The sequence below is a fragment of the Caballeronia sp. SBC1 genome (assembly GCF_011493005.1).
GTDB lineage: Bacteria > Pseudomonadota > Gammaproteobacteria > Burkholderiales > Burkholderiaceae > Caballeronia.
This window is the reverse complement of the sequence record NZ_CP049158.1, coordinates 1,354,435-1,378,713: the sequence shown is the minus strand read 5'-3', so window position 1 is coordinate 1,378,713 and position 24,279 is coordinate 1,354,435. Positions and strand designations below refer to the sequence as shown.

21 protein-coding genes are annotated in these 24,279 nt (G+C 60.2%); 13 read left to right on the top strand and 8 right to left on the bottom strand.

Annotated features, from left to right (window positions below):
• Nucleotides 1-11: 11 nt before the first annotated feature.
• On the bottom strand, nt 12-944 hold the full coding sequence (locus SBC1_RS32950) for a TauD/TfdA family dioxygenase (protein WP_165104504.1): 933 nt from the start codon (nt 942-944) through the stop codon (nt 12-14).
• A gap of 379 nt (nt 945-1,323) precedes the next feature.
• On the opposite strand from SBC1_RS32950, the gene SBC1_RS32945 reads away from it, so the two are divergent.
• On the top strand, nt 1,324-1,539 hold the full coding sequence (locus SBC1_RS32945; RefSeq protein ID WP_165104503.1) for a hypothetical protein: 216 nt from the start codon (nt 1,324-1,326) through the stop codon (nt 1,537-1,539).
• 179 nt (nt 1,540-1,718) lie between these two features.
• Here the strand turns inward: SBC1_RS32945 and SBC1_RS32940 are convergent, their stop codons facing one another.
• Nucleotides 1,719-2,384 carry an NADPH-dependent FMN reductase gene (locus SBC1_RS32940; protein WP_370469701.1) on the bottom strand — a complete coding sequence of 222 codons (666 nt, stop codon included), beginning with the start codon at nt 2,382-2,384 and terminating at the stop codon, nt 1,719-1,721.
• A gap of 353 nt (nt 2,385-2,737) precedes the next feature.
• Here SBC1_RS32940 and SBC1_RS32935 point away from each other — a divergent pair, with 353 nt between their 5' ends.
• The 8 genes from SBC1_RS32935 to SBC1_RS32900 all read left to right on the top strand — a co-directional run bounded on the left by SBC1_RS32935 (nt 2,738) and on the right by SBC1_RS32900 (nt 11,103).
• Nucleotides 2,738-3,769: a methionine ABC transporter ATP-binding protein gene (locus tag SBC1_RS32935; RefSeq protein ID WP_165104501.1), complete on the top strand. Its 1,032-nt coding sequence runs from the start codon at nt 2,738-2,740 to the stop codon at nt 3,767-3,769.
• The gene (locus SBC1_RS32930; RefSeq protein ID WP_165104500.1) at nt 3,759-4,412 is read left to right on the top strand and encodes a methionine ABC transporter permease; all 654 of its coding nucleotides are present in this window, start codon (nt 3,759-3,761) and stop codon (nt 4,410-4,412) included. The genes SBC1_RS32935 and SBC1_RS32930 overlap by 11 nt, the downstream gene beginning before the upstream one ends.
• A gap of 40 nt (nt 4,413-4,452) precedes the next feature.
• Nucleotides 4,453-5,247 carry a MetQ/NlpA family ABC transporter substrate-binding protein gene (locus SBC1_RS32925; protein ID WP_165104499.1) on the top strand — a complete coding sequence of 265 codons (795 nt, stop codon included), beginning with the start codon at nt 4,453-4,455 and terminating at the stop codon, nt 5,245-5,247.
• 218 nt (nt 5,248-5,465) lie between these two features.
• A complete protein-coding gene (locus SBC1_RS32920; RefSeq protein WP_165104498.1) occupies nt 5,466-6,488 on the top strand; it encodes an ABC transporter substrate-binding protein in 1,023 nt (340 codons plus the stop codon).
• A 52-nt stretch (nt 6,489-6,540) separates the two neighbouring features.
• Complete coding sequence (locus tag SBC1_RS32915; protein WP_165104497.1) at nt 6,541-7,530, top strand: quinone oxidoreductase; 990 nt, start codon at nt 6,541-6,543, stop codon at nt 7,528-7,530.
• A 115-nt stretch (nt 7,531-7,645) separates the two neighbouring features.
• Complete coding sequence (locus tag SBC1_RS32910) at nt 7,646-8,938, top strand: MFS transporter (protein ID WP_165104496.1); 1,293 nt, start codon at nt 7,646-7,648, stop codon at nt 8,936-8,938.
• Between the two features lie 142 nt (nt 8,939-9,080).
• Nucleotides 9,081-9,758 (top strand): response regulator transcription factor, encoded by a 678-nt coding sequence (locus SBC1_RS32905; RefSeq protein WP_165104495.1) that lies wholly within the window; start codon nt 9,081-9,083, stop codon nt 9,756-9,758.
• Nucleotides 9,748-11,103 (top strand): sensor histidine kinase, encoded by a 1,356-nt coding sequence (locus SBC1_RS32900; protein ID WP_165104494.1) that lies wholly within the window; start codon nt 9,748-9,750, stop codon nt 11,101-11,103. Before SBC1_RS32905 ends, SBC1_RS32900 begins: the two co-directional genes overlap by 11 nt.
• Before the next feature lie 59 nt (nt 11,104-11,162).
• Here the strand turns inward: SBC1_RS32900 and zwf are convergent, their stop codons facing one another.
• Both zwf and SBC1_RS32890 read right to left on the bottom strand, forming a co-directional pair.
• Nucleotides 11,163-12,638 (bottom strand): glucose-6-phosphate dehydrogenase, encoded by a 1,476-nt coding sequence (gene zwf / locus SBC1_RS32895; protein WP_165989130.1) that lies wholly within the window; start codon nt 12,636-12,638, stop codon nt 11,163-11,165.
• Between the two features lie 243 nt (nt 12,639-12,881).
• Nucleotides 12,882-14,687: a phosphodiesterase gene (locus tag SBC1_RS32890; RefSeq protein WP_165104492.1), complete on the bottom strand. Its 1,806-nt coding sequence runs from the start codon at nt 14,685-14,687 to the stop codon at nt 12,882-12,884.
• An 896-nt stretch (nt 14,688-15,583) separates the two neighbouring features.
• Between SBC1_RS32890 and SBC1_RS32885 the strand changes: the two genes are divergently transcribed.
• The gene (locus SBC1_RS32885) at nt 15,584-16,297 is read left to right on the top strand and encodes a response regulator transcription factor (RefSeq protein WP_241202312.1); all 714 of its coding nucleotides are present in this window, start codon (nt 15,584-15,586) and stop codon (nt 16,295-16,297) included.
• A 102-nt stretch (nt 16,298-16,399) separates the two neighbouring features.
• On the opposite strand, the gene SBC1_RS32880 is transcribed toward SBC1_RS32885, so the two are convergent.
• The 3 genes from SBC1_RS32880 to SBC1_RS32870 form a co-directional block, all read right to left on the bottom strand.
• Nucleotides 16,400-17,770, bottom strand: a complete 1,371-nt coding sequence (locus SBC1_RS32880; protein ID WP_165104491.1) for a gluconate:H+ symporter — start codon at nt 17,768-17,770, stop codon at nt 16,400-16,402.
• Nucleotides 17,771-17,844: 74 nt separating this feature from the next.
• Nucleotides 17,845-18,960 (bottom strand): porin, encoded by a 1,116-nt coding sequence (locus SBC1_RS32875; RefSeq protein WP_165104490.1) that lies wholly within the window; start codon nt 18,958-18,960, stop codon nt 17,845-17,847.
• Between the two features lie 150 nt (nt 18,961-19,110).
• Nucleotides 19,111-20,310, bottom strand: coding sequence for an aminotransferase class V-fold PLP-dependent enzyme (locus SBC1_RS32870; RefSeq protein ID WP_165104489.1), 1,200 nt, complete (start codon nt 20,308-20,310; stop codon nt 19,111-19,113).
• A gap of 114 nt (nt 20,311-20,424) precedes the next feature.
• On the opposite strand from SBC1_RS32870, the gene SBC1_RS32865 reads away from it, so the two are divergent.
• The 3 genes from SBC1_RS32865 (at nt 20,425) to SBC1_RS32855 (ending at nt 22,810) form a co-directional block, all read left to right on the top strand.
• A complete protein-coding gene (locus SBC1_RS32865; protein WP_165104488.1) occupies nt 20,425-21,279 on the top strand; it encodes an IclR family transcriptional regulator in 855 nt (284 codons plus the stop codon).
• 82 nt (nt 21,280-21,361) lie between these two features.
• The gene (locus tag SBC1_RS32860) at nt 21,362-21,823 is read left to right on the top strand and encodes a RidA family protein (protein WP_165104933.1); all 462 of its coding nucleotides are present in this window, start codon (nt 21,362-21,364) and stop codon (nt 21,821-21,823) included.
• A 471-nt stretch (nt 21,824-22,294) separates the two neighbouring features.
• Nucleotides 22,295-22,810, top strand: a complete 516-nt coding sequence (locus SBC1_RS32855; RefSeq protein WP_165104487.1) for an ATP-binding protein — start codon at nt 22,295-22,297, stop codon at nt 22,808-22,810.
• Between the two features lie 205 nt (nt 22,811-23,015).
• On the opposite strand, the gene SBC1_RS32850 is transcribed toward SBC1_RS32855, so the two are convergent.
• Nucleotides 23,016-23,909, bottom strand: coding sequence for an SDR family oxidoreductase (locus tag SBC1_RS32850; RefSeq protein ID WP_165104486.1), 894 nt, complete (start codon nt 23,907-23,909; stop codon nt 23,016-23,018).
• Nucleotides 23,910-24,279 lie beyond the last annotated feature (370 nt).

Sequence of the window (24,279 nt, the reverse complement as noted above, 5' to 3'; positions counted from 1 at the left end):
CGGGTGCAGGGTTAGTTCAACGCTGGCGTACCGCGCAACGCGCGGCTGCGTTGACCGTCTATACCCACGGGCACATCGCCATGCACGGTCGCGCGCCGGACCACGCGGCGCGCGCTCTCGTCGTAATCCGCCACTGCGTAGTGCTGTGTCGCCCGGTTGTCCCAGATCGCCACGTCGCCCTGGGTCCAGCGCCAGCGCACCGTGTTTTCCAGGCGCGTCACGTGGTCGTGGAAAAGCTCTTTCAGGCGATCCGAATCGCGCTGCGACAAGCCGACGAAGCGCTGCACGAAATGCCCCAGCACGAGGCTGCGTTCGCCTGTTTCAGGGTGCACGCGCACGACCGGATGTTCGGTTTCATAGACCGTCGACGTGAACTGCTCGCGATACGCCTGCTCAGCGTCGGTCACGGGCGCGGTCCGGTTCGCCGCGTAGTCGTAGGTATTCGTATGAATGGCCCACAGGGAGTCCGCCAGGGCGCGCAGCGGGTCCGGCAGACGGGCGTAGGCCTCAGCAGTGTTGGCCCAGACCGTATCGCCGCCAGCAGCCGGAATCACGACGCCTCGCAGGATTGAGATCTTTGGATAGGCCGGCACGAAGGTCACGTCCGTATGCCACGAATTGGCGCGCCTACCGTTCTTCGAGTCGAGTTCGAGCAGACGATTGCTGCCGGCGACCGATGGCACCGTCGGATGCGCGACGGTTTCGCCGAAGCGGCTGGCGAACGCTTCCTGCGCGGCGTCGTCCAGATGTGACTGGCCGCGAAAGAAGATCACCTTATGCCGCAGCAACGCGGCGTTGATGGCCGCAATGGTCGAGTCGGCCAGATCCGGCCCGAGGCGCACGCCCCGGATTTCGGCGCCGATCCGGCCGCCCACTGCATGGACGTCCAGGTCCAGCGCGGTTGAGGGGTCGGCGGCAACGGCAGGCGTGGCGATCAGGGTCATCGAGTGCTCCTTGGGGAATCGTTGGATATCGTCGGGTGTCGTTGTGGATCGTCGTGTATCGGGATGCTTGCGCGCTGGGACTGGCAGAAGCGGGTGCATGCAAAAACCGCAGCGGCAATAAATTGAAGCATCCGCGCGCGGGCGCGGCAACGAAGCGATTGGACTTTGCTTTACACACCGGACGTGGGGCGTTTATGAGGGACCCTTAGTGAAACTCCGTGAAGCGCTGGTTTAGTAGGAGGGAATCGGGAGAGGTCGATGGGTTTTTTATTCATCGTCAGATATGCAAATGAATAAAAGATGGTTCCCGTACGTTCGAGTTTGACCTACCTTGTACTTAGCGGGAGCCCGTACCGGAACACGTTCAAGGAGAACTGCGATGTCTGAACCGAGAGCCATTTTTAGCAACTGGGGCACCGAAGTGCTGCGGCACTGGCGCGAGCGGCGAACGCTGGCCGCCAATCAGTCTCATGAGGCCGCACGCGAGCCGTACGACCTTGAACGCATCGCAACGTGCGCATGCAGCGGTTATTTCCACACGGGGTATGCGCTCGATCCGTTCGTTTTTACGCCGGAGTTACCGTTCAAGAATTAAAGGCAGGAGTTGGCCACAAACCGGCATGGACTCCTGAGTAATACCTGTAAATAAGCGATGTTGCGATGGGCGGTGAGCCGCGAACAGCACAGGAGGCGACGTCGACGCCGCCCGGATCTTCTAGCTGGTTAGACTGGTAAAAGCAAAAACGCCCGGTGTGAACTGCACCGGGCGTTTTTTCAATCGATGATTGCCTGTGCGATTGCGGCGGAGCCTCCAGAGCCTCCATCACGCAGATCCAGATCACCCAGCGCGTCCCGGGCATTAAACGCCAGCGCAAACTGCGCAGCCTGCCGGCCCACCGTCGCCAATTGCTCCGCGACCTTCGGGTCCGAGCAGGAATCAATCGTCTCGAAGCGCGTTTCCAGCGAATTGACCGCCGCACCGTACGGTGTCGGCCAGCCACGCAGCGCATGCACGATCGAGCGTAGGGACGTAAGCACGGCACCACCACCTTGCCATCCATAAGCCGTCACCACGCAACCCACCGCGCGGCCGTCGAGGTAGGGACGCTTGTCGTCGCGGAGTTCCTCCAGCGTGTCCAGTGCGTTCTTGACCAGCCCCGAGACGCCGCCGTGGTATCCCGGCGTCGCGATGATGACCGCATCCGCTTCGCGCACCGCCTCAATCAATTCGAGCTGTTCCGCCGAGCGTTCGCCGTGTTCCGGCGCGTAGTGAGGGAGCGAGTGCAGGAACGTGCCGCCAAACAGACGCGTGCGCGCGCCTTCGGCTTCAGCGCCGCGCAGCGCGAGGCGAAGTGCGCGTTCAGTCGATGAGGCCGCGCGGGTCGTGCCGCCAATGCCGACCACGAGCGGCCGGCGAAATTCAAAGCTCTTCAACGAAATACTCCCAGGAGTGCAGTGGAGCCACGCTTGGCGCACCGGTTCGTACGCAAGAGCGCCGCAGCTTATCGCAGGTTATGCATGGATCATGCCGCCATCTTAGCTATCGATTTTGCGCGATGGAACCGAGCTTTGCTTGAATCGATATGAGCATTGCGTATTTCGACGACGATCAACGCCCTCAAAGGCCCCGCCACGCAAGCTACATACGTATAAGTAATTAGCCTTGCGCAATAGATTATTAAGCCGTGTCGCGGGTTACGTTAAACTTTCGCCTCTCGCGAACCAGGGATGAACGGCGGTCGGCTGCCCGAGCAAACTCGCTCAACGGGGAGTCCGCCGCTTTTTTTGTTTACATGATCGAAATACGCAATCTTTCGCAACGTTTCGCTGGCCCACGAGGCTGGATCGAAGCGCTGCATAACGTCAATTTGACGATTCCGCCGGGCGAAGTGTTTGGCATCATCGGCCGCAGCGGCGCCGGTAAAAGTACGCTGGTGCGCACCATCAACCTGCTGACGCGGCCAAGCGAAGGCAGCGTGATCGTGGACGGCCGCGACCTCACCACGCTGCCCGCCGCGCAATTGCGTACGGCACGCCGTGACATCGGCATGATCTTCCAGCACTTCAACTTGCTGTCGTCGCGTACGGTGTTCGACAACGTCGCGCTGCCGCTCGAACTCGCCGGCATGAAGCGCGGCGAGATCGAGGCGACCGTGTTGCCGCTGCTGGAACTCGTCGGGCTCACCACGCAAAAAGATCGTTATCCCGCCCAGATCAGCGGTGGCCAGAAGCAGCGCGTGGGGATCGCCCGGGCGCTTGCCAGCAAGCCGAAAGTGCTGCTCTCCGACGAAGCCACTTCCGCTCTCGATCCTGAAACCACACGCTCTATTCTTGATCTGCTGCGCAAGATCAACAAGGAACTCGGCCTGACGATCGTGCTGATCACGCATCAGATGGACGTGATCAAGCAGGTCTGCGATCGCGTCGCGGTGCTCGATGCCGGTCGCGTGGTTGAGGAAGGCAATGTAGTCGATGTCTTCATGCAGCCGCACCACGAAGTCACGCGCGCGTTGCTTGGTGACGTGATCGCGCACGATTTGCCGCCCGCGCTGAAGCTGCGCGTGGCCGAGCGTTTGAAAACCGGCGGCCATCTGCTGCGGCTCGCGTTCACCGGCTCCGGCGTCGACCAGCCGATCCTCTCTGAAACAATCCGCCGCTTCGAACTGGATTTCAACATCCTTCACGGCCAGATCGATGAGATCCAGGGCCAGGCGTTCGGCTCGCTGGCAGTACTCGCGGCCGGAAAGCCGGCGAACGTGGCCGAGGCCGTTGCGTATCTGCGTGAACAAGGTGTGGTGGTGGAGGAGATGTCCCATGTTGAGTGAAATGTTCGATATGTTTGTCCAGTCGTTCTGGGAAACGCTCGTGATGGTGGGCATTTCCGGGCTGGTCGGCGCGGCCTTGGGGCTGCCGTTGGGCGTGCTGCTGTATCTCACCGACCGCGACGGCGTGTTGCGCAATCTCGCGGTGAACCGGGTCATGGGCGGCGTCGTGAATGCGGTGCGTTCAACACCGTTTATCATTCTGCTCGTCGCGGTGATCCCGTTCACGCGGCTGGTGGTCGGCTCGTCGATCGGAACCATGGCCGCGGTTGTGCCGCTGACTATCGCGGCCGCGCCGTTCATCGCGCGGTTGGTCGAAACTGCCCTGCGCGAGGTCGATCGCGGGTTGATTGAAGCGGCGCAGTCCATGGGCGCAACCACGAGCCAGATCGTGTTCAAGGTGTTGTTGCCCGAGTCCATGCCGGGCGTTGTTGCCGGTTTGACGATTACGTTCGTGTCACTGGTCGGGTATTCGGCAATGGCCGGCGCAATCGGCGGCGGCGGTCTGGGCGACTTGGGCATTCGCTACGGGTATCAGCGGTTTTTGCCGGAAGTGATGCTGACGGTGGTGGTGATCCTGATCGTCTTCGTGCAGCTTGTGCAGTCGTTCGGCGACTGGCTCGTGCGTCGTCTGAGCCACAAATAACAGCCACAAATAATTTCTTATAAAGCTCAAAGGGTAGTCCATGCAACGTCGATTCATTCTCAAGCTGGCCGCTGTCTTCAGCGCTTCAGCATTGCTCGCTAACGTCGCGCAAGCCGATGAAACCATCAAGGTAGGCGTGACCGGCGGTCCGCACGCACAGGTCATGGAAGTCGTGAAGCAGGTCGCCGCAAAGAATGGCCTGAACATCAAGATTGTTGAATTCGCCGATTACGTCCAGCCGAATGCGGCGCTGGCATCGGGCGATCTCGACGCAAACAGCTATCAGCACGCGCCGTATCTCGACGCACAGGTGAAGGACCGCGGCTACAAGCTGATCAAGATCGCCGATACAGTCACGTTCCCCATGGGCATCTATTCGAAGAAGTTCAAGTCGCTGGCGCAGTTGCCGGTCGGCGCGCGCATTGCCGTGCCGAACGACCCGACCAACGGTGGCCGGGCGCTCTTGCTGCTGCAAAAGAACGGTTTGCTGAAGTTGCGCGCCGATGCAGGCTTGAAAGCAACGCCGCTCGACATTGTCGATAACCCGAGAAAGCTGAAGATTGTTGAACTCGACGCCGCGCAAATCCCGCGCTCGCTCGCGGATGTGGACGCCGCCGCGATCAACACGAACTTCGCCATGGAAGCCGGGTTGAAGCCGAAGCAGGACGCGATCGCGATTGAAGATCCGAACGGCCCATACTCGAACATCATCGCGATTCGTGCCGTGGACAAGGACAAGCCGTGGGTGGCAAAACTCGTGGCCGCCTATCACTCGCCGGAAGTGAAGCAGTTCATTGAGGCGAAGTACGCGGGCGCGGTGATCGCCGCCTGGTAAGCCCGCGGCTCAGGCAACACGCTGCACAAAATCTGGACACAAAACGCGCTCTTTCCCTCATGGGTTTGAGCGCGTAGTCGTTTAAAACGCGGCGCCAAGGGTAAACGCCGATATTTTCCGACCCCGGCAGAAAGCAGGCAGAAGGCTTTGCCTTCTTATACTTGCCGCACATTAGAACAAGATGCCGGTTTGCCATGTATAGCAGGAGACGTTTCCCGATGCAGTTTTCCCCCCGCTTTTTCACGCTCGCTTGCACGCTGGCCGCTTTGTTGTGCGCCGCGTCGCCCGCCCAGGCGGAAAAGCTGACGCTGATGGCGGGAGGCACCTCCAAGATCGTCTATCTGCCTTTGATCCTCGCGTCACAACTCGGTTATTTCAAGGACGAAGGACTCGAATTCGAGATTTTGTCGCAGCCGGCCGGTGTCGATACCGCGACGGAACTGCTCGCCGGTGCGATCCAGGGCGCGGTCGGTTTCTACGATCACACCATCGACCTGCAGAGCCGCGGCAAGGATGTTGAAGCGCTGGTCGTGTTCAGCAAGAGCGCGGGGCTGGTCGAGCTGGTCTCGAAGAAATCCTCGGCGGGTTTCAACACCATGGCCGACGCGAAGGGCAAGACGCTGGGGGTGACGGGACTGGGATCGTCGACGAACTTCCTGACCCATTATCTTGCTGCCCGCGCCGGGTTGTCGCCGAAGGAATACTCGGTGTTGCCGGTGGGTTCCGACGACAGTTTCATCGCGGCCCTGAATCAGGGCCGTATCGACGCAGGCATGATCGAGGAGCCGGTTGCCAGCCGGCTGCTGGCCAGTGGCGACGCGAAAGTGCTGGTGGACATGCGTAGCGCCGCGGGCACTGCGGCTGCGCTGGGCGGCCCGTATGTGGGCCCGTGTTTCTACGCTCAGCGAAGCTGGGTCAACACGCACCGCGATGAAGCGCAGAAGCTCGTACGCGCCATGGTGCGCTCGCTTGCGTTCATTGCGAGCCATAGCGCGGAAGAGATAACGGCCAAGGTGCCGAGCGATTTTTATGGACCGGGAACGGGCAAGGCGCTTTATATCAGCGCCCTGAAGTCCTCCATGCCGATGTTTACGAAGGACGGGCGGATGCCTGACGGTACGCCCGCTGCGGTGCTGAAGGTGCTTACGCTGGCCAACTCGTCGATCGATCCGCGCCATATTGATCTGTCGAGGACCTACACGAACGAGTTCGTCGACCGCGTGCAACTGAGTGCCAAATAAGTGAAACCGAAGTGAAACCGGCAACCCATTTCCCTCTATTCGAAGCGATGCAATGAAAGCGATACGCATAGAACAGTATGGCGGACCCGAAGTCCTGATTCGTCAGGATATCGAAGTTCCTCAGCCAGGGCGTGGAGAGGTGCTGGTCAAGGTCAGGTGCGCAGGCATCAACTTCATGGATATCCACACGCGCCAGGGGAAATACAAGGTATCGCGGACGTACCCCGTGAGAATTCCCTGCACGCTTGGCATGGAGGGTTCCGGCGATGTGGTTAAAACCGGCGCGGGTGTGACGTCGTTCGAACTGGGCGAGCGGGTTGCGTGGTGCATTTCGTGGGGCGCTTATGCCGAATACGCAGTCGTGCCGGCGGCACGGCTGGCGCGAATCCCCGATTCGATTCCCTATGACCTCGCCGCTGCCGCGATTTTCCAGGGGTCGACAGCACATTATCTGATCGACGATGTCGGTCATGTCAGCGCCGGCACCACGTGCCTGATCCATGCGGCGTCCGGCGGTATCGGCCAGTTGCTGGTGCAGCTTGCCAAGCGTCGCGGCGCGACGGTGTTTGCCACCGCCAGCAGCGAGCAGAAGGCGGATGTTGCTCGCAGGCTCGGTGCGGATCACGTGATGCTTTACGACGATGGCCGCTTTGCTGACCGGGTGCGGGAAGCGACCGGCGGCCGTGGCGTGGATGTGGTGTATGACGCGGTCGGTCGCACGACATTGCGCGACAGTTTCCGCGCCACGCGCGTGCGCGGGCTGGTCGTCAACTATGGATCGGTGTCGGGTTCGTTGAATGATCTCGATCCCATTGAACTGGGCGAAAGTGGTTCGCTGTTCCTGACGCGTCCGCGGCTGGCCGATCATCTCGCCGACGCGGACACAGTGCAGCGCCGCGCCGACGACGTGTTCGCGGCGCTCGCCGATGGCTCGCTGAACATCGTCATCAGCGCTCGCTATACGTTCGATAAGGTTGAAGAGGCGCATGCCGAGCTTGAGGCACGGCGCCAGGTGGGCAAGTCGGTATTGATGATTGGATAGGTACCATCAATGCGTCCGTCGCAGTCGCGCCGGTCGTTGTTAATTGTTGTCGAATGCAGTGACTGTTGTCGCCATTGTGCGCCGGCACGCCGCATCCTTTGAGAAGGTCAAGTTCATGTCCTCACACGCTACGTCTGCAAACGACTCGAAATTCAAGTCGGTATTTCGAGTTGTCAGCGGAAATTTTCTCGAAATGTACGACTTCATGGTCTACGGCTATTACGCCTCGGCCATTGCCAAGACCTACTTCCCGAGCGGTAACGAATTTGCGTCGCTGATGCTCGCGTTGTCTGTATTCGGGGCAGGCTTCCTGATGAGGCCGATTGGCGCCATCGTGCTCGGCGCGTATATCGATCATCACGGAAGACGCAAGGGCCTGATCCTTACGCTGGGTTTGATGGCTGTCGGCACCTTGCTGGTTGCGGTGATTCCGGGGTACGCGACTATCGGCGTGGTGGCTCCGATCATCGTGTTACTCGGACGTCTGCTGCAAGGTTTCTCCGCTGGCGTAGAACTGGGTGGTGTGTCGGTGTATCTCTCCGAGATCGCGACCAAGGGCAACAAGGGCTTCTATTGCTCGTGGCAATCCGGTAGCCAGCAGGTAGCCGTTGTGTTCGCCGCGCTGATCGGTGTAGGCATGAGCCGCATCCTGCCGCCCGACCAGATGACGTCGTGGGGATGGCGCGTGCCGTTCATCATCGGCTGCCTGATCGTGCCGTTCCTGTTCATCATTCGCCGTTCGTTGCAGGAAACTGAAGAGTTCCTTGCACGCAAACACCGTCCGAAGATGGGCGAGATCATGAAGTCGATGCTCGCGAACTGGGGCATCGTGCTTGCAGGCATGGGCATGGTCATCATGACCACCGTATCGTTCTACATGATCACCGCCTACACGCCGACCTTCGGCAAGGAAGTGCTCAAGCTTTCCTCCATTGATGCACTGGTGGTGACGGTGTTTGTCGGCTTGTCGAACCTCGTGTGGCTGCCGCTCTCGGGTGCGTTGTCTGACCGTGTCGGACGCCGCCCTGTGCTGCTGTTCTTCACGATCCTGACCATTCTCACGGCGTATCCGGCCGTGCAGTGGCTGGTCGCCGATCCGTCGTTCCTGCGCTTGCTCGGCGTCGAGTTGTGGCTCTCGTTCCTGTACGGCAGCTATAACGGCGCGATGGTCGTGGCGCTCACCGAAGTCATGCCGGTCGAAGTCCGCACCACAGGGTTTTCGCTGGCGTATAGCCTGGCGACGACCATCGGCGGGTTCACGCCGGCCATCTCCACGTACCTGATTCACGCAACGGGTAACAAGGCGGCGCCGGGCGCGTGGATGTCCCTTGCCGCCGTCTGCGGGTTGATCGCGACGCTGATCCTGTATCGATCCACGGCAGCGCGCAGCCAATACAAGACGGCTTGACGGGTGACGCCCAACCGCATGGCCACGCCCCGAGCGAGATACACTTCGCCTGAGGGCCGTGGCCCGGCGTGGCGTGAGGCTCGTTTGAATCACGTGTATGCCGGGCTGGCGGACAATGCCCACGCATAACGCGGTGAATGTGATGAAGCTACTGCTGGTCGAGGACAATGAGGAACTGGCTCATTGGCTCGCTAAGATTCTGGAAGACGATGGTTTTGTACTCGATCGCGTCAGCGACGGCGACGCGGCCGACCGGTTCCTGCGCACCACGCGCTACGACGTTGTGCTGCTCGATCTCAACTTGCCGAATCTGTCCGGCAAGGGCGTGCTGCGGCGGCTGAGAGAACGGGGCGACGACACGCCCGTGCTGATCCTGACCGCCAGCGGTTCCGTGGATGAAAAGGTGATTTGCCTGAGCGCCGGCGCGGACGACTACGTCGTCAAGCCCTTCGATGCGCGCGAGCTGGTCGCGCGGGTCAAGGTGCTGGTGCGGCGGCAGTTGCCCTCGCGCTCTAACAGCACGCGCTGCGGCGATCTTTCCTACGATATCGACCGGCGGCAGTTTTCGGTAGCGGGCGACATGCTGAGCCTGACGCCGAGAGAGCATGCCGTGCTCGAGACCTTGATCCTCAAGGCCAAGAAGACTGTCTCCAAACCGATGCTGGCCGATTCGCTCGGCAGCTCGACTACCCACACGAGCGAAGACGCCATCGAGATATACGTCTCACGGCTGCGCAAGAAGCTCGAGAAAAGCACCGCCACCATCATTACGCTTCGCGGCCTGGGGTATCTGTTGCAAGCCAGCAGCGATGACGAATAGCCTGCGTCTTCGGCTTCTGCTGTGGTTGCTGCTACCGCTGACGGTCTATGTGCTTGCCGCGGGCTACATGGCCCGTGAAGGCGCGCAGAAAACCGCGAGCCTGATCCAGGACAACGCGTTGCTCGCGTCCGCCCGTGTGATGGCTGGCGACGTCAAGTGGGACGACAGTTTTCTGCATGCGGACATTTCCCCAAGCGCTATCGAGATCCTGAGTTCGCCCTACGGCGACCGGGTGTTTTTCCGTATCCGCGTGATCGACGGGCCGGTGATTGCGGGCACGTCGGATCTTGAGCAGGTCGAGCCTGCCAGTTCACCCGGCTGGTACGACACCGAGATCGACGGTCAGCCCGTGCGGGCGGTTTCCATCATCCGGCCGATGTACGACTCCGGTGAAAGCAAGCGCATCCTTGTGTCAGTGGGCCGTACAGAACTAGAGCGCGATGCATTGGCAACCGAGTTATGGCGGCCGCAACTGCTGCATTTCGCGGAGATCATTGCGATTGCAATCGTGCTGGTGTGCGTCGGCCTGACGTTCGAGTTGCGGCACTTGATGGCGTTGACCAATGACGTTCGCGACCGTGCGCCGAACGAACTCGTGCCGTTGCGCTCGGAGCATCTTCAGAGCGAGTTGCGGCCCATTGTGGATGCAATTAATCACTGCATTGCGAGGATCGAGCGGCAGACTGCCATGCAGCGGCGTTTCATTGCGCATGCCGCGCATCAGTTGCGAACGCCGCTGACGTTGCTCGGTGCGCAACTGCAATACGCGCGACGCCACGACGATCTCGCGACCGTCAAAGAGACGCTGTCGGCCATGCACAAGAGCAATGGCGCGCTGGTGTCGCTGACCAACCAGTTGCTCTTGCTTGCGCAAGCGGAGACCGCCGATTACAGCCATTTCGAGGGCGAACGTGTCGATTTGCGCGAGGTCGCAACCACCGTGATTGAAGAGCTGGCGCTGCTGGCGCAACGTCGCGGGATCGAACTAGCCGCGCAGCTTGCCGACGATGCAATCGTGCTAGGGAACGCGCGGTTATTGTCGGTGCTGGTCTTCAACCTGGTCGATAACGCTATTCGATACACGCCTGCGTCAGGTCACGTGACGTTGTTGATCGAACGGCGCGAGAAGATGATTGTGCTTGCTGTTACCGATGACGGTCCCGGTATTCCAGCCGATGTCCGCGATCGTGTGTTCGAGCCGTTCTTCAGGGCATCGATGGAAGAGGGTAGCGGGTTGGGCCTGGCGATCGTGAGGGAGATTGTGCGTGCGCACCGGGCCAGCATCAGTCTTGAAGATGGACCTGGCGGCGAGGGGCTCGCGGCCGAGGTCCGGTTTTCGCTTTAGATCGGCGACTTCCGTTTCACGCGCACCGGTGGTCCGGTGCGCGTGACAATCAACCGGCGTCAGGCCTCTTCAGCCCACGCCATATTTTCCCGCGCCATCAGCGCTGACGAGGCGGCCGGTCCGAACGTACCTGCCGTATAACTGCGCGGACCGTCGTTCAGTTCCTTCCAGCCGTCCAGGATCGGTTCCACCCACGCCCATGCCGCTTCGAGTTCATCACGACGCATGAAATGCGTCAGGCGACCGCGCATCACATCGATCAACAGCCGCTCGTACGCTTCCGCGCGACGTTCGGTGAACGCCTGCTGCAAATCCAGATTCAGGTTCACCGGCAGCATATGCATGCCGCTGCCGGGCTCTTTAGCGAGCATCTGCAACTGGATCGATTCTTCCGGTTGCAACGTGATGACCAGCCGGTTGCCATAGTTGCGCGGTCCGCTGGGAATGATCGAGAACGGCAGGTCGGCGAAGTCGATCACGATCTCCGATTGCTTCTTCTGCAAGCGCTTGCCAGTGCGCAGGAAGAACGGCACGTTCGCCCAGCGCCAGTTGTTGATATGCGCGCGGATCGCGACGAAGGTCTCGGCACGGCTTTCAGCCGGCACGTTGTCCTCTTCCATGTAACCCTTGACCGGTTCGCCGTCAATGGCGCCCGGACTGTACTGGCCACGCACGGTATCGCGGGCAATATCGGCGACTGTCATCTTGCGCAGCGAACGCAGCACCTTGAGCTTTTCATCGCGCACGGCATCAGGGTCGAGCGACACAGGCGGCTCCATGGCCACGATGCACAGCAGTTGCAGCAAGTGATTCTGAACCATGTCGCGCAGCGCGCCGGTCTGGTCGTAAAAGCCCGCACGGCTGCCCACGCCCACTGTTTCAGCCACGGTGATCTGCACGCTCTTGATGTACGGCGCTTGCCATAGCGGTCCGAAGATCGCGTTGCCGAAACGCAGCACCATCAGGTTCTGCACCGTTTCCTTGCCGAGGTAATGATCGATGCGATAGATCTGCGCTTCGGCGAAATGACGGCCGACAGAAGCATTGATCGCTTGTGCCGAGGCAAGATCATGGCCGAGCGGTTTTTCCAGCACGACGCGCGAGTTGCCGTCGACCAGACCGGCGGCCGCGAGGTTGTCGCAGATGGTCGTGAACAGGTCCGGCGACGTCGCGAGATAAAACACGCGGCATACGTCCTTGCGCGCAATTTCTGCCAGGTGCAGATAGTCGCTTGCCGAATCAATGTTGATGCGCACGTAGTCGAACAGCGCCAGGAAACTGTCCCAGGATTGCGGATCAAGCGCCTTCTTGTCGACGAAAGGTTTCGATTGCTCTTCCACGAACTGCACGTATTGCTCCCGCGACCAGTCGCGCCGGCCGATCGCGATAATCCGTGTTTGCGCGGGCAGGTTGCCGTGCAAATGCGCCATATAAAGGGCCGGCAGGAGCTTGCGTGCGGACAGGTCGCCGCCACCGCCGAAGATGATCATGTCGACAGGAAGGTCGGGCGCGGCTGAAGGTGTTTGAGTGGTCATGGTGCGTAGGGAATCGCGAGTTTGCAGTCAGGATTGCGCTCTGCGGAGCGGGCCGTTTACGACGCTAAGTATGTCGTTATACCAGCTACGCTTTAAACGAGCATGGTTCGCGCGTGACGATCCGCGACCCGGTTCGTGATTGTCAGACTAGCAGAGAAAAAACGTCCGACCGGTCGGGAAGCGATGCAACGGGATGCATGTAACTGTAGTGTAAGCGTGCGGCGCATGCCGCGTGCTGAACGATCAGACAGACCGGTGATGAGCAAAATCGATCGTGACAATCCCGGTCTTTTCCTTCTTGACGCGACGCTTGGCGACAGCCGCAACTGCGCCTATTTCCTCGCAGATACGCGCCGTTCCGGCGGCCACCCTGACCGCGCCAATCGACATGGTGACGAAGCCGAAAAACAGCCGTTGGCGGTTCCGGTCCTCGCTGTAGATACCGCCTGCGAGCCGGTCTTCCGGCGAGTAAAAGCGTTTGACGTCTTCATTGAAGCGATCAATGGCCTGAACGCTGCGGCTGCGCCAGTCCGCACTTTGAAACAGCATCAGGAAATCGTCGCCGCCTATGTGCCCGAGAAAATCGCACGCTGGTTCGCAGACCGAGCGTAGCGCCGCAGCGGCCGCCTTGAGCACTTCGTCGCCTTGCCAATAACCGTAGCAGTCGTTGAACGGCTTGAAGTCGTCGAGATCGACGTAACACGCAACGAAGTCGACGCCGTTATCGATCAGCCGCTCTACATGCGAATTGATCGGCACGTTGCCGGGAAGAAACGTCAGCGGGTTGGCATAACGTGCCGCTTCCAGCCGGATGTCCGTCACTGCGCGCACCAGCCGCTCGCCGGTGGCGAGCCCTATGTAACGGCCTGCGTCGGTAATGATGAGACCGTCGGAGAGATAACGCAGGTCATCGTTGGCAAGCATATGCGCCACTTGCTCCAGCGTGGCATAACGCTCGACCACCAGTGGCGCCGGATTGGCAAACTGAAGGCAGGGCCGCTTGCCGAACAGTTCGCGATGGTAAGGCAGCGCGTACTGGTCCATGAAGGCGCGGCGATTGATGAGCGCGACCGGCCGCCCGTCGTCGATGATCGCTACCGCGTGCAAGTCCGGCGCCACGTTGAACAGGTCGACCACGTGGTCGTTGCATGCGTCCGGCGGTAACGAGGGCGCGAGAATCAGCATCCGGTCGAGTTCGAATCCACTCGCGCGGGATTCTCGGTGTGTGTGGGTATGCGAGGGATAGACGGTGATCCGGGACGAGCGCAACAAGTGTTGTATAGGGGCGGGCAAGGCTTGACTGGGCAATGCCGCCGGGCGCCCCAGCAAGAATCCTTGTCCATACGCAATACCGAGATCGCGGATGATTCCCAGATCGGCCGGGCGTTCGATTCCCTCTGCAATCAGCTCGGCGCCGCTGGCTCTTGCAAACGCGGCCATCGCTTTAACGGCCTCGAATTTCAGCGGATCGAGCGCGATGTTGTCGATGAAAAACCGATCGATTTTCACGTAGTTGGGTACTAGCCGTACCCAGAGATTCATGTTCGCATTCGCACTGCCGTAGTCGTCGAGCGCAAACGCGGCGCCGCTTGCGCGCAACGCGCGGATGGTCGCGTCGAAACGGTCAAGGTCGGCAATGACGCTCTGCTCGGTCAATTCGACCACGACGCGCTCGGACGCAAGCCCGCTCGCGCCGAGCAGATTGCCAATGCCGTCATCCTCGTCAACACTCGTTTCGATCACGGTAGCGCTTGCGTTGATGAACAGCAGGCCGGCGCCATGAAGGCGCGCAAAGGACTCGCAACATACCTGTGCCGCGGCTATCTCCAGCCGGTGTGCCGACCCCTCCTGCTGCGCTTGCGCGAACAAGCCGCGCGGCGTCTCGAGCCAGGTGTCCGCCGGACCGCGGATGAGCCCTTCATGCCCTGCAATCTCACCATCCGCAAGGTGCACGATAGGCTGGAATACCGCCCACAACGCGCCATCGGCAATCAACGCGTCGACTGTCGATGGCGCGCCGTGTGTGACATGGAGGGTAGAGAATTGCATGGGAATCCCATTGATCTGGTTGGCTTAACGGCGCGACACTGGAGGAGTTGAATGAATCTTTGATGACTTGGGGCACCAGGGAGGTGCGAAGCTGTGGACCGCTCCGCAGTTCCCGCCTTCAGATTGCAATAGACGCGTCTGCGTTCGGATCGAGGCAGCGCGAATCTGCCGGCAAGAAATGCGCAGGCAGTCGCCAATCCGCAGCTCGGTAAAAACAGGCGTTGCTTGTTTTAAATCTGCATGTTGAATTTCTCATGAATGGATTTTTAATTAAAAACCTGATAATCGATATGAAGTAAAGCCGCGTCCAACGAAACGGGGCGCTGGAGGATTTAATGGTGATCGGGTGCGTCAGTCCCGGTGACGCGTTGTCCGGCCCGCTTCTCCACCAAGCGTTGTCTCTACTTCGAAGAGCTACAAATATCGGCTGTCTTCAGTGACCGGGTCATATCCGACTGAATCGAGGTCGGAAAATTGTTTTGCAAGTTGTTTTACCGCGCGCGTTAGGTCTGTGACTTGATCGCGCTGGGCTTGAGTCGCAATTGCGATACCTGGGCGCACGCCAGTCAAGTTTGCTCAGTTGTCGAAAAACATAATTTGCATTCTGCAAACTTGAGTCGGCCCTATCAAACACAGCGACAGATTTAATGCGGCATAAATCGACATAAAGCACGATGGGTCGTTTCGGCTTAATGGCTGAGCTGAACTGGCTCGCAGGGAGCGATATCCAGAAATTAAAGTTCATTTGACTATCTGGAGCCGCCGTAAGATGCAGTGAGGGTTGGCGCTAGTGGTGAATTGATGGTCAGTGCGATCGTGAGAGAATTTTCATCGTCAGCATTTTATTGATTCGTTAAAATCGGGAGAGACCTTCGAACTTATAACGAGCAAAACAATTGGCTAGCAACATTGCGAGTGGGGCCCCACGGCAGCGGCGCATCCTGACGGTCGGAAACGATCCCGACACTGCTGCGGAAATCGCCCAGACGCTGCGTGAACAAGGCTTTGAGGTCGATCTCGTCACGACCGGGTGCGAGGCGCTGCGGGCGGCACTTGCCACCGCTTACGACGCCATGACGCTTGATCGCAAGCTGCCTGACGCAGACGGAATCATGCTGGTCCGCTTGCTGAGGGAAGCCGAGATCGACCTGCCCGTCCTGATGATCAGCGCGTTGTCGGATATCGATGAAAAAGTGCGCGGCTTGCGCGAGGGCGGTGACGACTATCTCGCGAAACCGTATCACCCGGACGAACTGGTGGTCCGTCTTGAAGTCATGATTCGGCGCAAGGACGCGGGCCACGCGTCAAGCGACACGCTGCTCCGGGTCGGGACGCTCGAGGTCGACCGGTTGAGCCGCCAGGTCACGCGCTCGGGCGTGGCGATAGAACTGAGTCATGCCGAATACCGGCTGCTGGTCTACATGATGGAGCAAAGCCGTTGCGTGCTGAGCCGGCCCATGATTTTCGAGGCCGTCTGGGGATACCGGTTCGATCCGGGCACCAACCTGATCGAGGTTCATATCGGCCGGCTGCGAAAAAAGATAGATACCGAAGGTGAGGAGCCGCTGTTCCATACGATCCGCAACAAGGGGTATCGGCTTGGATCGTGACACGCTTTGGTTCGGGTAAAACGCCGGGGAATTGAATGTGGATCGAGTGCTGACTGATCCGGTACGCGCCCTGACATGCGCGCACCGGACCCAAACTTCGCTTCAGATCACCATCGACAACCCAAGCGTGAACGCCAGCGCGGTCACCGAAATAATCGTCTCGCACACCGTCCAGGTCTTGAACGTCTGCGTCACGGTCATGCCGAAGTACTCCTTGACCAGCCAGAAACCGCCGTCGTTCACGTGCGACAAGATCAGCGATCCGGCGCCCGTCGCGAGCACGAGGAGTTCGGGACGCACGCCAGTCGCGGTGGTGGCCGCTGCTGCTGCGATCGGCGCGATAATCCCCGCCGCCGTGGCCATGGCAACAGTCGCCGATCCGGTCGCCACACGAATCAAGCCGGCGACCAGCCACGCAAGAATCAGCAGCGGCACGTGCGCGCCGGTGGCCACGTCGACAATCGCTTTGGACGCGCCGCTATCGATCAGGATGCGCCCGAAACCGGCCCCGGCCCCCACGACCAGCGTGATGCTGGCGGTCGGCGCCAGACACTCGTTCGTGAACTTGAGGATCGATTCGCGATTGAACCCACGCGCCGAGCCGAACGTGTAGAAACTCAACAGCACGGCAAGCAGCAGCGCCATGTCCGGATGCCCGATCAGGCGCAGTACGTCATTGGCCGTCGACTTCGCTGGTGCGATCAGGTCGGCCCAACTACCCACGAGCATCAGCAGAACGGGCAACAAGACCGTCAGCAGCGTGATACCGAAGCTGGGCAGTTTCTGCGTGGCGCGTGCGGCATCCTGCTCGATAAATTGCTGCGCCATCGGGTTGACACCCTCGAGCACGACGAACTTCGAGATCAGTTTCGAGAACAACGGCCCCGCGATAATCGCCGTGGGAATGCCGACAATCAACGCGTAGAAAATCGTGTGGCCAATATCCGCGTTATAAGCGGTCACCGCCAGCAACGCGGCAGGGTGCGGCGGAATCAGGCCGTGCACGACCGAGAGTCCCGCGACCATCGGAATGCCGACGCGGATCATCGACGTGCCGGTACGCTGCGCGACGTTGAACGCAATTGGAATCAGCAACACGAAACCGACTTCAAAAAATACCGGCAGGCCAACCAGGAACGCGATGCACATCATTGCCCAATGCACATTCTTCGGGCCAAACAAGCCGATGAGCGTTTGCGCGATGCGCTCGGCGCCGCCAGATTCGGCCATCATCTTGCCGAGCATCGTACCGAGCCCGACGACGATCGCAATATGCCCGAGCGTTCCGCCCACGCCGGTTTCGAATGACTTGAGAATCGATGTCATCGGCATGCCGACAGCAAGCGCGAGCGCGACGGACACCACCATCAGCGTGATAAACGGATTGAGCTTGAATCGCGCGATCAGCACGACCAGCGCGATGATCGCGACCAACGCGTAAACGAGTAAAAGACTTCCCTGGACAGTCGCCATGGAGGCTCCAAAATAGCGGTCTGAGGAACCGGACCGTCGAGCCGCGTGGGTCTTCAACGGTCTGGCATACCTGGTTAGAACTTGTGTCGAATTCCCACGACGGTCACGAACTGACCGTTGTTGCTGGACGGATTCGAGACGCCTTCAACCCATGCCTTCGAGCCGGACGAACGCTGGTAAATGCCGTTCAGGTAGACGTCCGTGGTCTTTGACAGGAAGTACTCGCCACCCAGTGCGAGCTGGTTGTAGTGAGCATTCGATGCGGTTGCCGAGCTGCTGTTCTGGCTCGTGTAGATGTAGCCGAGCGAGAGCAGCGTGGCGGGCGTGAACTGATAACGCACGCTCGCTTCGTAGTTCGCAAAACGCAGGCTGCCGCCGCTCAGGAGGTCGAATTGCGAGTTCGTATACAGCAGGGCGACCGTGGCCGGTCCGAACGTGTAGGCACCGCCTGCGCCCCAGACCTGATTGCGCGCGACGTTGCTGATGATCGACGAACTGGTACCGTAATAGTTGTCGGAGGGCGCCGCGCCCGCCGTGTTCGACGCCGGGCGATTGACCAGCGAGTAGGCCGCGTCCAGGCGCACCGGACCGGCGGCATAATCCGCGCCCACGCTCCACGCTCGGTTGTTCGAGAAGTCGCCGGCTGTGTTCGAGAACGCGTACATGGCGTTGGCAGTGAAGCCTGAGAACGTCGGCGTGGTGTACTTGATGGCGTTGTCGGTACGGTAAGTATTGTTCAGATCGTCGTTGTCGTAGATCGCGTTGCCGTACTGGCTCATTGCGCCGACGCCGTTGATCTGCAGATTCGAGAGGTAGTCCTGAACGCTGTTGTATTGGCGCCCGAGCGTGATCGTACCCGCGCGGTCGTTGCTCAGTCCCACCCATGCGCTGCGGCCGAACATGCGTCCGCCCTGGCCCAATGCGCCCGATTCCAGGCTGAAGCCATTTTCGAGCTTGAACAGGACCTTGTTGCCACCGCCCAGATCCTCGCTTCCAAGCAGACCCCAGCGTGACCCTTGCACATTGCCTTGAGTGGCTTGATAGGCGCTGTTGCCTTTTTGATTGTTGGTGTACGTGAAGCCGGCATCCACAATACCGTAGAGCGTCACGCTGCTTTGGGCGAAAGCGGCTTGCGCAACGCTTCCTGTCACGGCGACGGCCACGGCCGTGCGAAGGATCTGCTTATGCATCTGGTTTCCTCTGGTCGAAAGAAGGGCGGCCATCGACGAATTCTTGTTCTCTTCGATGGCATAAGGACTGCTAAACGTGCAAGGCAAAGCGACGCCGGAGAAATCCGGCGTATCGGGGTCATACAAGAAAATCAGATTCAGTCGGGCCAGTCAGTCGGGCCAATTCCGGCGGCCGGCGCCACGCCGCGCATCGCGCTGGGAAAACGGGGTGACGAGGGGATGCGGCGCGTGCTGCGCACGATCCAGTTCATCAAGCAGGCGTTCAAGGACGCTGTGCTCCTGACCGGGATGCAGATTGCACGGGTCGATGAAGAAGAAATTCAGTTCGGCCTCGTGATCGCGGACGATCACTGGCACGCCGCCCGCGGGCGGATGGGCGAGAGCGTCGGCCAGGTCCCAGGCGCTGATACGCGCCTCGTGTGGATCAATGGAGAGCTTAAGGCGGTCGAGCGGATTGCCGGTTGGATCGGCATCGATCTCCGCGCGCACGCCGGAGCGAGCGTTAAGCGCTTCACGCCACAACTCGAGATAACCGCGTTCGCGGGCGCGGACCGCTGCATGGTCGCGCTGCTGCCATTGTTCGAGCGCGGCGATGGCGCCGGCAATGCCTTCCTTGCCCACTTTCATGCCACGGCCAATGCCGCCATTCTGGAAATAGGCTGCACGTACCAGCGTTTTCTTGCCGGCGACAATACCTGCGGTCGGGCCGCCGAGAAACTTGTGCGCCGAATACAACACGAGATCGGCGCCCGCGGCAATGAAACGCGTAAGGTCATATTCGGAGGCCGCATCAACTATCACGGGGACACCCTTCGCATGCGCGATGGCGATGAATTCTTCCACGTGGATCAGTCCGAACTGGACCGTATGATGCGAAACCACATAGAGCGCGGCAGTTGTGCGCTCGCTGATTGCAGCAGCCAACTGATAACCATGCGACTCCGTGGCCGCTCCTACCGGCACGACGCGAGCGCCGGCGAGCCGGATGGCCTGATCGATAGGTGCGCCATAATTGACGAGATGACCCGTTTGCACGACGACCTCGTTGCGCAGTCCGCTTGTATCGGGTAAACGCTCGATCAAACCCGGATCGTCGCCGGTCATGGTTGCGGCAATTCCGAGCGTGATCGCGGCCGAACACGATGCAGTGATATAGCCGCTTTCGCTGCCGCAAGCTTGCGCGATGACGGCCGATGCCTTGCGTTGCAGGTCGTCGATCTCGACGAACTGAGGAAGGATGGCCGCCATTGCTTCAATGATCGGCGCCGCCACAATGGACGCACCCAGGCTCGTCATCGTGCCCGAGACATTGACGACCGGGCGTAGACCAAATCGGGAATAAATATCCATCGTGCGGCTCCTGTTATTCCTTTATTATGGAATGTATGTTGTAATTGTGTATTAGATTATCATACGATGCGCTTGCGTCAAACTGTACAAAAACAATCAGTCTTCAGGAGTGTGATGGCCGCCAAGCCCCGTCAAACCATGCAGGAACCGCAGCGAGTAGAGCAGCCGGTGCCGGACGCGTCCGCGTCGCCAGCACGCACGCGCACCAGCGCAATCGATCGGGCAGTGCAGATCCTCGACGCGTTGCAGGACACCAACCGTCCGATCACCGCGTATGAAATCGCGCGTCTGGTCGGTGCGCCGCTGTCGACGGTTTATTCGATCATCAATGACCTGGTGGAGAAGAACCTGCTGGCCCGCACGCCCGAGGGGGCGATCTGGCTCGGCTCGCGGCTGTACGGTTACGGGCTGACGTATGCCAGTTCGCTCGATTATCTTCTGGTCGCGCATGAAGAGATGAACCGCTTGTCGGCGCAGGTCGGAGAGACGGTGCAGGTGTGCGGACTCGAGGACGGCATGATGGTCGTGTTGCAAATGGCCGAGGGGCCTGGCCATTTTCGCGTGACTTCGCGGGTAGGAAGCCGAGTGCCGCTCAACTGGACTGCGTCGGGGAGGTTGCTGGTGGGACATCTGCCGGACGCCGAGCGGATCGCTTATTTCGAGCGGTACGCGAAGTCGTCTCCCACTGCCCGCGCCGAAACGCGTCCTGACGTGCTCGCACGAATGGCGCGTGAAGCGCTGGATGCGCGCCTGTCGATCCAGATCGGAGAGTCGGATGCGTCCGTAGCGTGTCTCGCCGCCCCGGTACTCGACCAGGCCGGGGACTGCGTGTTCACCATTTCGATCGTGATGCCTGAAGCCAAAGCGCTTCAGAGTACTGAACGTTTCGGCGGTGAACTGAAAGTCGTCGCCGCGCGCATTGAAGCGCGGCTCGGCTGGCAGCGCCGCACGCCTGACTCTATCGGTTGAGCAAGGCGCTGGTCGACCGGTATTTGAATCTTGTCCTCAACACTTGAAAGAGAACCAACGCAACATGGGATTTTCGACTGAGATGAACTGCTATGAACGACTGCAGGCCCGCGGCTTAAAACTTCAGGACGTGCCCGCGCCCATCGGCAACTTCACTCATTGCACACGCGAAGGCAACCTGCTGTTTTTGTCGGGGCAAGGGCCGCTTGATGAAACCGGGCATCTGATGACGGGGAAGGTTGGTGACAACGTCACCGCAGATGAAGCGTATGCGCATGCGTTACTCGTCGGTCTTAACCTGTTGTCCGTCCTGCATGCGGAGCTGGGCGACCTGGGGCGGGTAAGACGCATCGTAAAACTGCTCGGCATGGTGAATGCAACGCCGGATTTCGCTGACCATCCACGCGTAATCAATGGCTGCTCAGACCTTTTCGTCGATGTCTTCGGCGACGCGGGCCGGCACTCGCGGTCGGCTGTCGGCGTGGGGTCGCTGCCCGGCAATATCACGGTGGAGATCGAAGCGATTGTTGCTGTTCACGATTGAGAAACATCGGTGGTTGCATCTTGCCGTGCGAACCAGACGTCCTGAAACCAGGTTCATTTGGACCGGCTTGTTACTCAAAGTGATTCGAAGTGCGGGGAGCGGCGCTTTTGTGCCCGCATTTTTCGACGATGCATCGCGCACCAAGAGTCAAAGCGGCAGGTATCGACCAAACCAACGCGCCGAGCTCGCGTGATCGACGGCAAGCCTGGTTCAGCAAGTTGAACCGCATGCATGGAAAGCCCGTCAGCGCCACAGACCGCACACAACCCGGTCGAGAATTTGGTCTGATCGATTGGCTTGTCTCTTCTCGTTCATCACGGTATGATTTTTTTCATGAACAAGCGCTACATCAAATCGATTATTTCCGCCGCTACCGAATCGGCGGAATAGCTCTCGACTTGACAGTTCAAAAGCAACCCGCCCAGAAGGCGGGTTTTTGCTTTCTGGGCTCCTACAGAGGACTTGGAAATCATGAGCAAGCGTGAGGGTAGGTCGGACGATGCAGCCGTTCTTCATATGGTCTGCGGCAAGATCGCGTCGGGAAAATCAACGCTGACCCAACGCCTGGCGCGCACGGAGAATGCCGTGATCCTCAGCGAGGATATCTGGATGACGCATCTCTATCCGGGCGAAATCCGCACGCTGGAGGACTATGTACGTTGCTCGGGGCGCATCAGACGAGCGCTCTCTGAGCACGTTCGTGCACTCCTGTCGGCCGGGATGTCTGTGATACTCGATTTTCCTTTCAACACCATCAACAGCCGCGCATGGGGGCGCGAGCTATTTGACGGCGCCGGCGTGGGGCACCGACTTCACTACCTCGACGTCAGCGATGAAATTTGCAAGACCCGGCTCAGGGCTCGGAACGCCTCGGGCGAGCATCCGTTCGAAACAACCGATGCCCAGTTCGACCAGATAACGCAGTACTTTGTCCCGCCTTCGGCAACCGAGGGATTTCAGATCGTGTTGCACGTTCCGACGCAATAAGCCGCCTGGGTTCAGGTCGAATGAGAGAGCTGGACGTTGAGGCCCGAACGCCGCATTTTGAACGCAGCGGCGGTTGTCCGTCTGCATCCAGCAGTGACGTTCTGGCAGGTCTGCGCACGAAGGCTTCCCGCTTGTCCGGATAGGCTCCGTGCGCTCCGCTGTCCATGCCTGCCCTCAAAAACGCAATGCGCTGCCAACCGTATTTTCAGCCTCCGAAATACGCCGCCCGGTCGATATCGGCGATCAGCCCCGGCTGCTTCGGCTCCCACCCCAGCAGTTCCCGTGTCCGTTGACCGGCGGCCTGGGCGTCCATTCCCGCGAACATCGCGAACCAGCCGAAGTGCTCGTTCGCTTCCGCAGGGGTTTTGCTGACTACCGGCAGGTTCAGGTGCCGACCGATCACGCCGGCGATGTCCTTGAACAGCACGCCCTCTTCGGCGATCGCGTGATATCGGGCTCCGGCGGTTCCTTTTTCAAGTGCTCGCCGGTAAACACCGGCAGCATCGAGCCGATGAACAGCCGGCCAACGATTGAGGCCATCGCCCAGATAGGCTGAGACGCCTTTATCGCGCGCGAAGTCAATCAGACGCGGAACGAAGCCATGGTCGCCATCGCCATGGACCGAGGGAGGCAGGCGGACCACCGACGCGCACACGCCGCGTGCCGCCAGCGAAGCGGCCGTGACTTCCGAAGCACGGGGATAGGCGGCGGAAGTCGGAACCGGCTCATCTTCCTCGGTTGCGACACGGCCCGTCGCCAGGAGGGCCACCCCGGAGGTAACGAGCAGCGGGCGCGCGGAGCCTGCGAGTGCGGCGCCGAGCGCCTCGATGGCGCGCCGGTCCATCTCGCAGTTTTCGGCGAATTTCGAGAAGTCGTGGTTGAAGCCCGTATGAATCACGCCGTCCGCAGCGGCCGCCCCGCGATGCAGGCTGTCGAGATCGTCGAGCGAACCGCGATGCACGTCCGCCCCCGCTGCGGCAAGCGACGCAGCGGCGGACTCCGAGCGGGCCAGACCGAGCACCGTGTGCCCAGCAGCGAGCAGTTCCTGAACAACGGCGGAGCCGACGAAGCCGGTCGCGCCAGTAACGAATACACGCATGGAGATCCTCCCGATCAACGATGAATGGAGGCTACTCTCGGCGCATGCACTAACGGGGTAAAGTAGTGACGTTACAGGGGTATACCGACTAACAGGATGTGCATGCCGGTCACGATCGACTCTCCGCCTGGAGTCTGGCGGTGGGTGGCGGCTGATTAGCCGGTTGGCACAAACGCATCCAGTAACCTCACTGTTTCAGCATGTCCGGTCTAGCAAGACGTGTCCGCACTTCACACGTTGCTCGTCCTTCCGCACAGCGCTTTTTCGGCGCATCAAGCCCTGTCGAAAATACTGTATGGGTGTACAGTGTCGACTTCATCGGCCGTTATCTCGCTAATGCGTGTCGAACGGCGGCTCCTAAGCGCGAGCC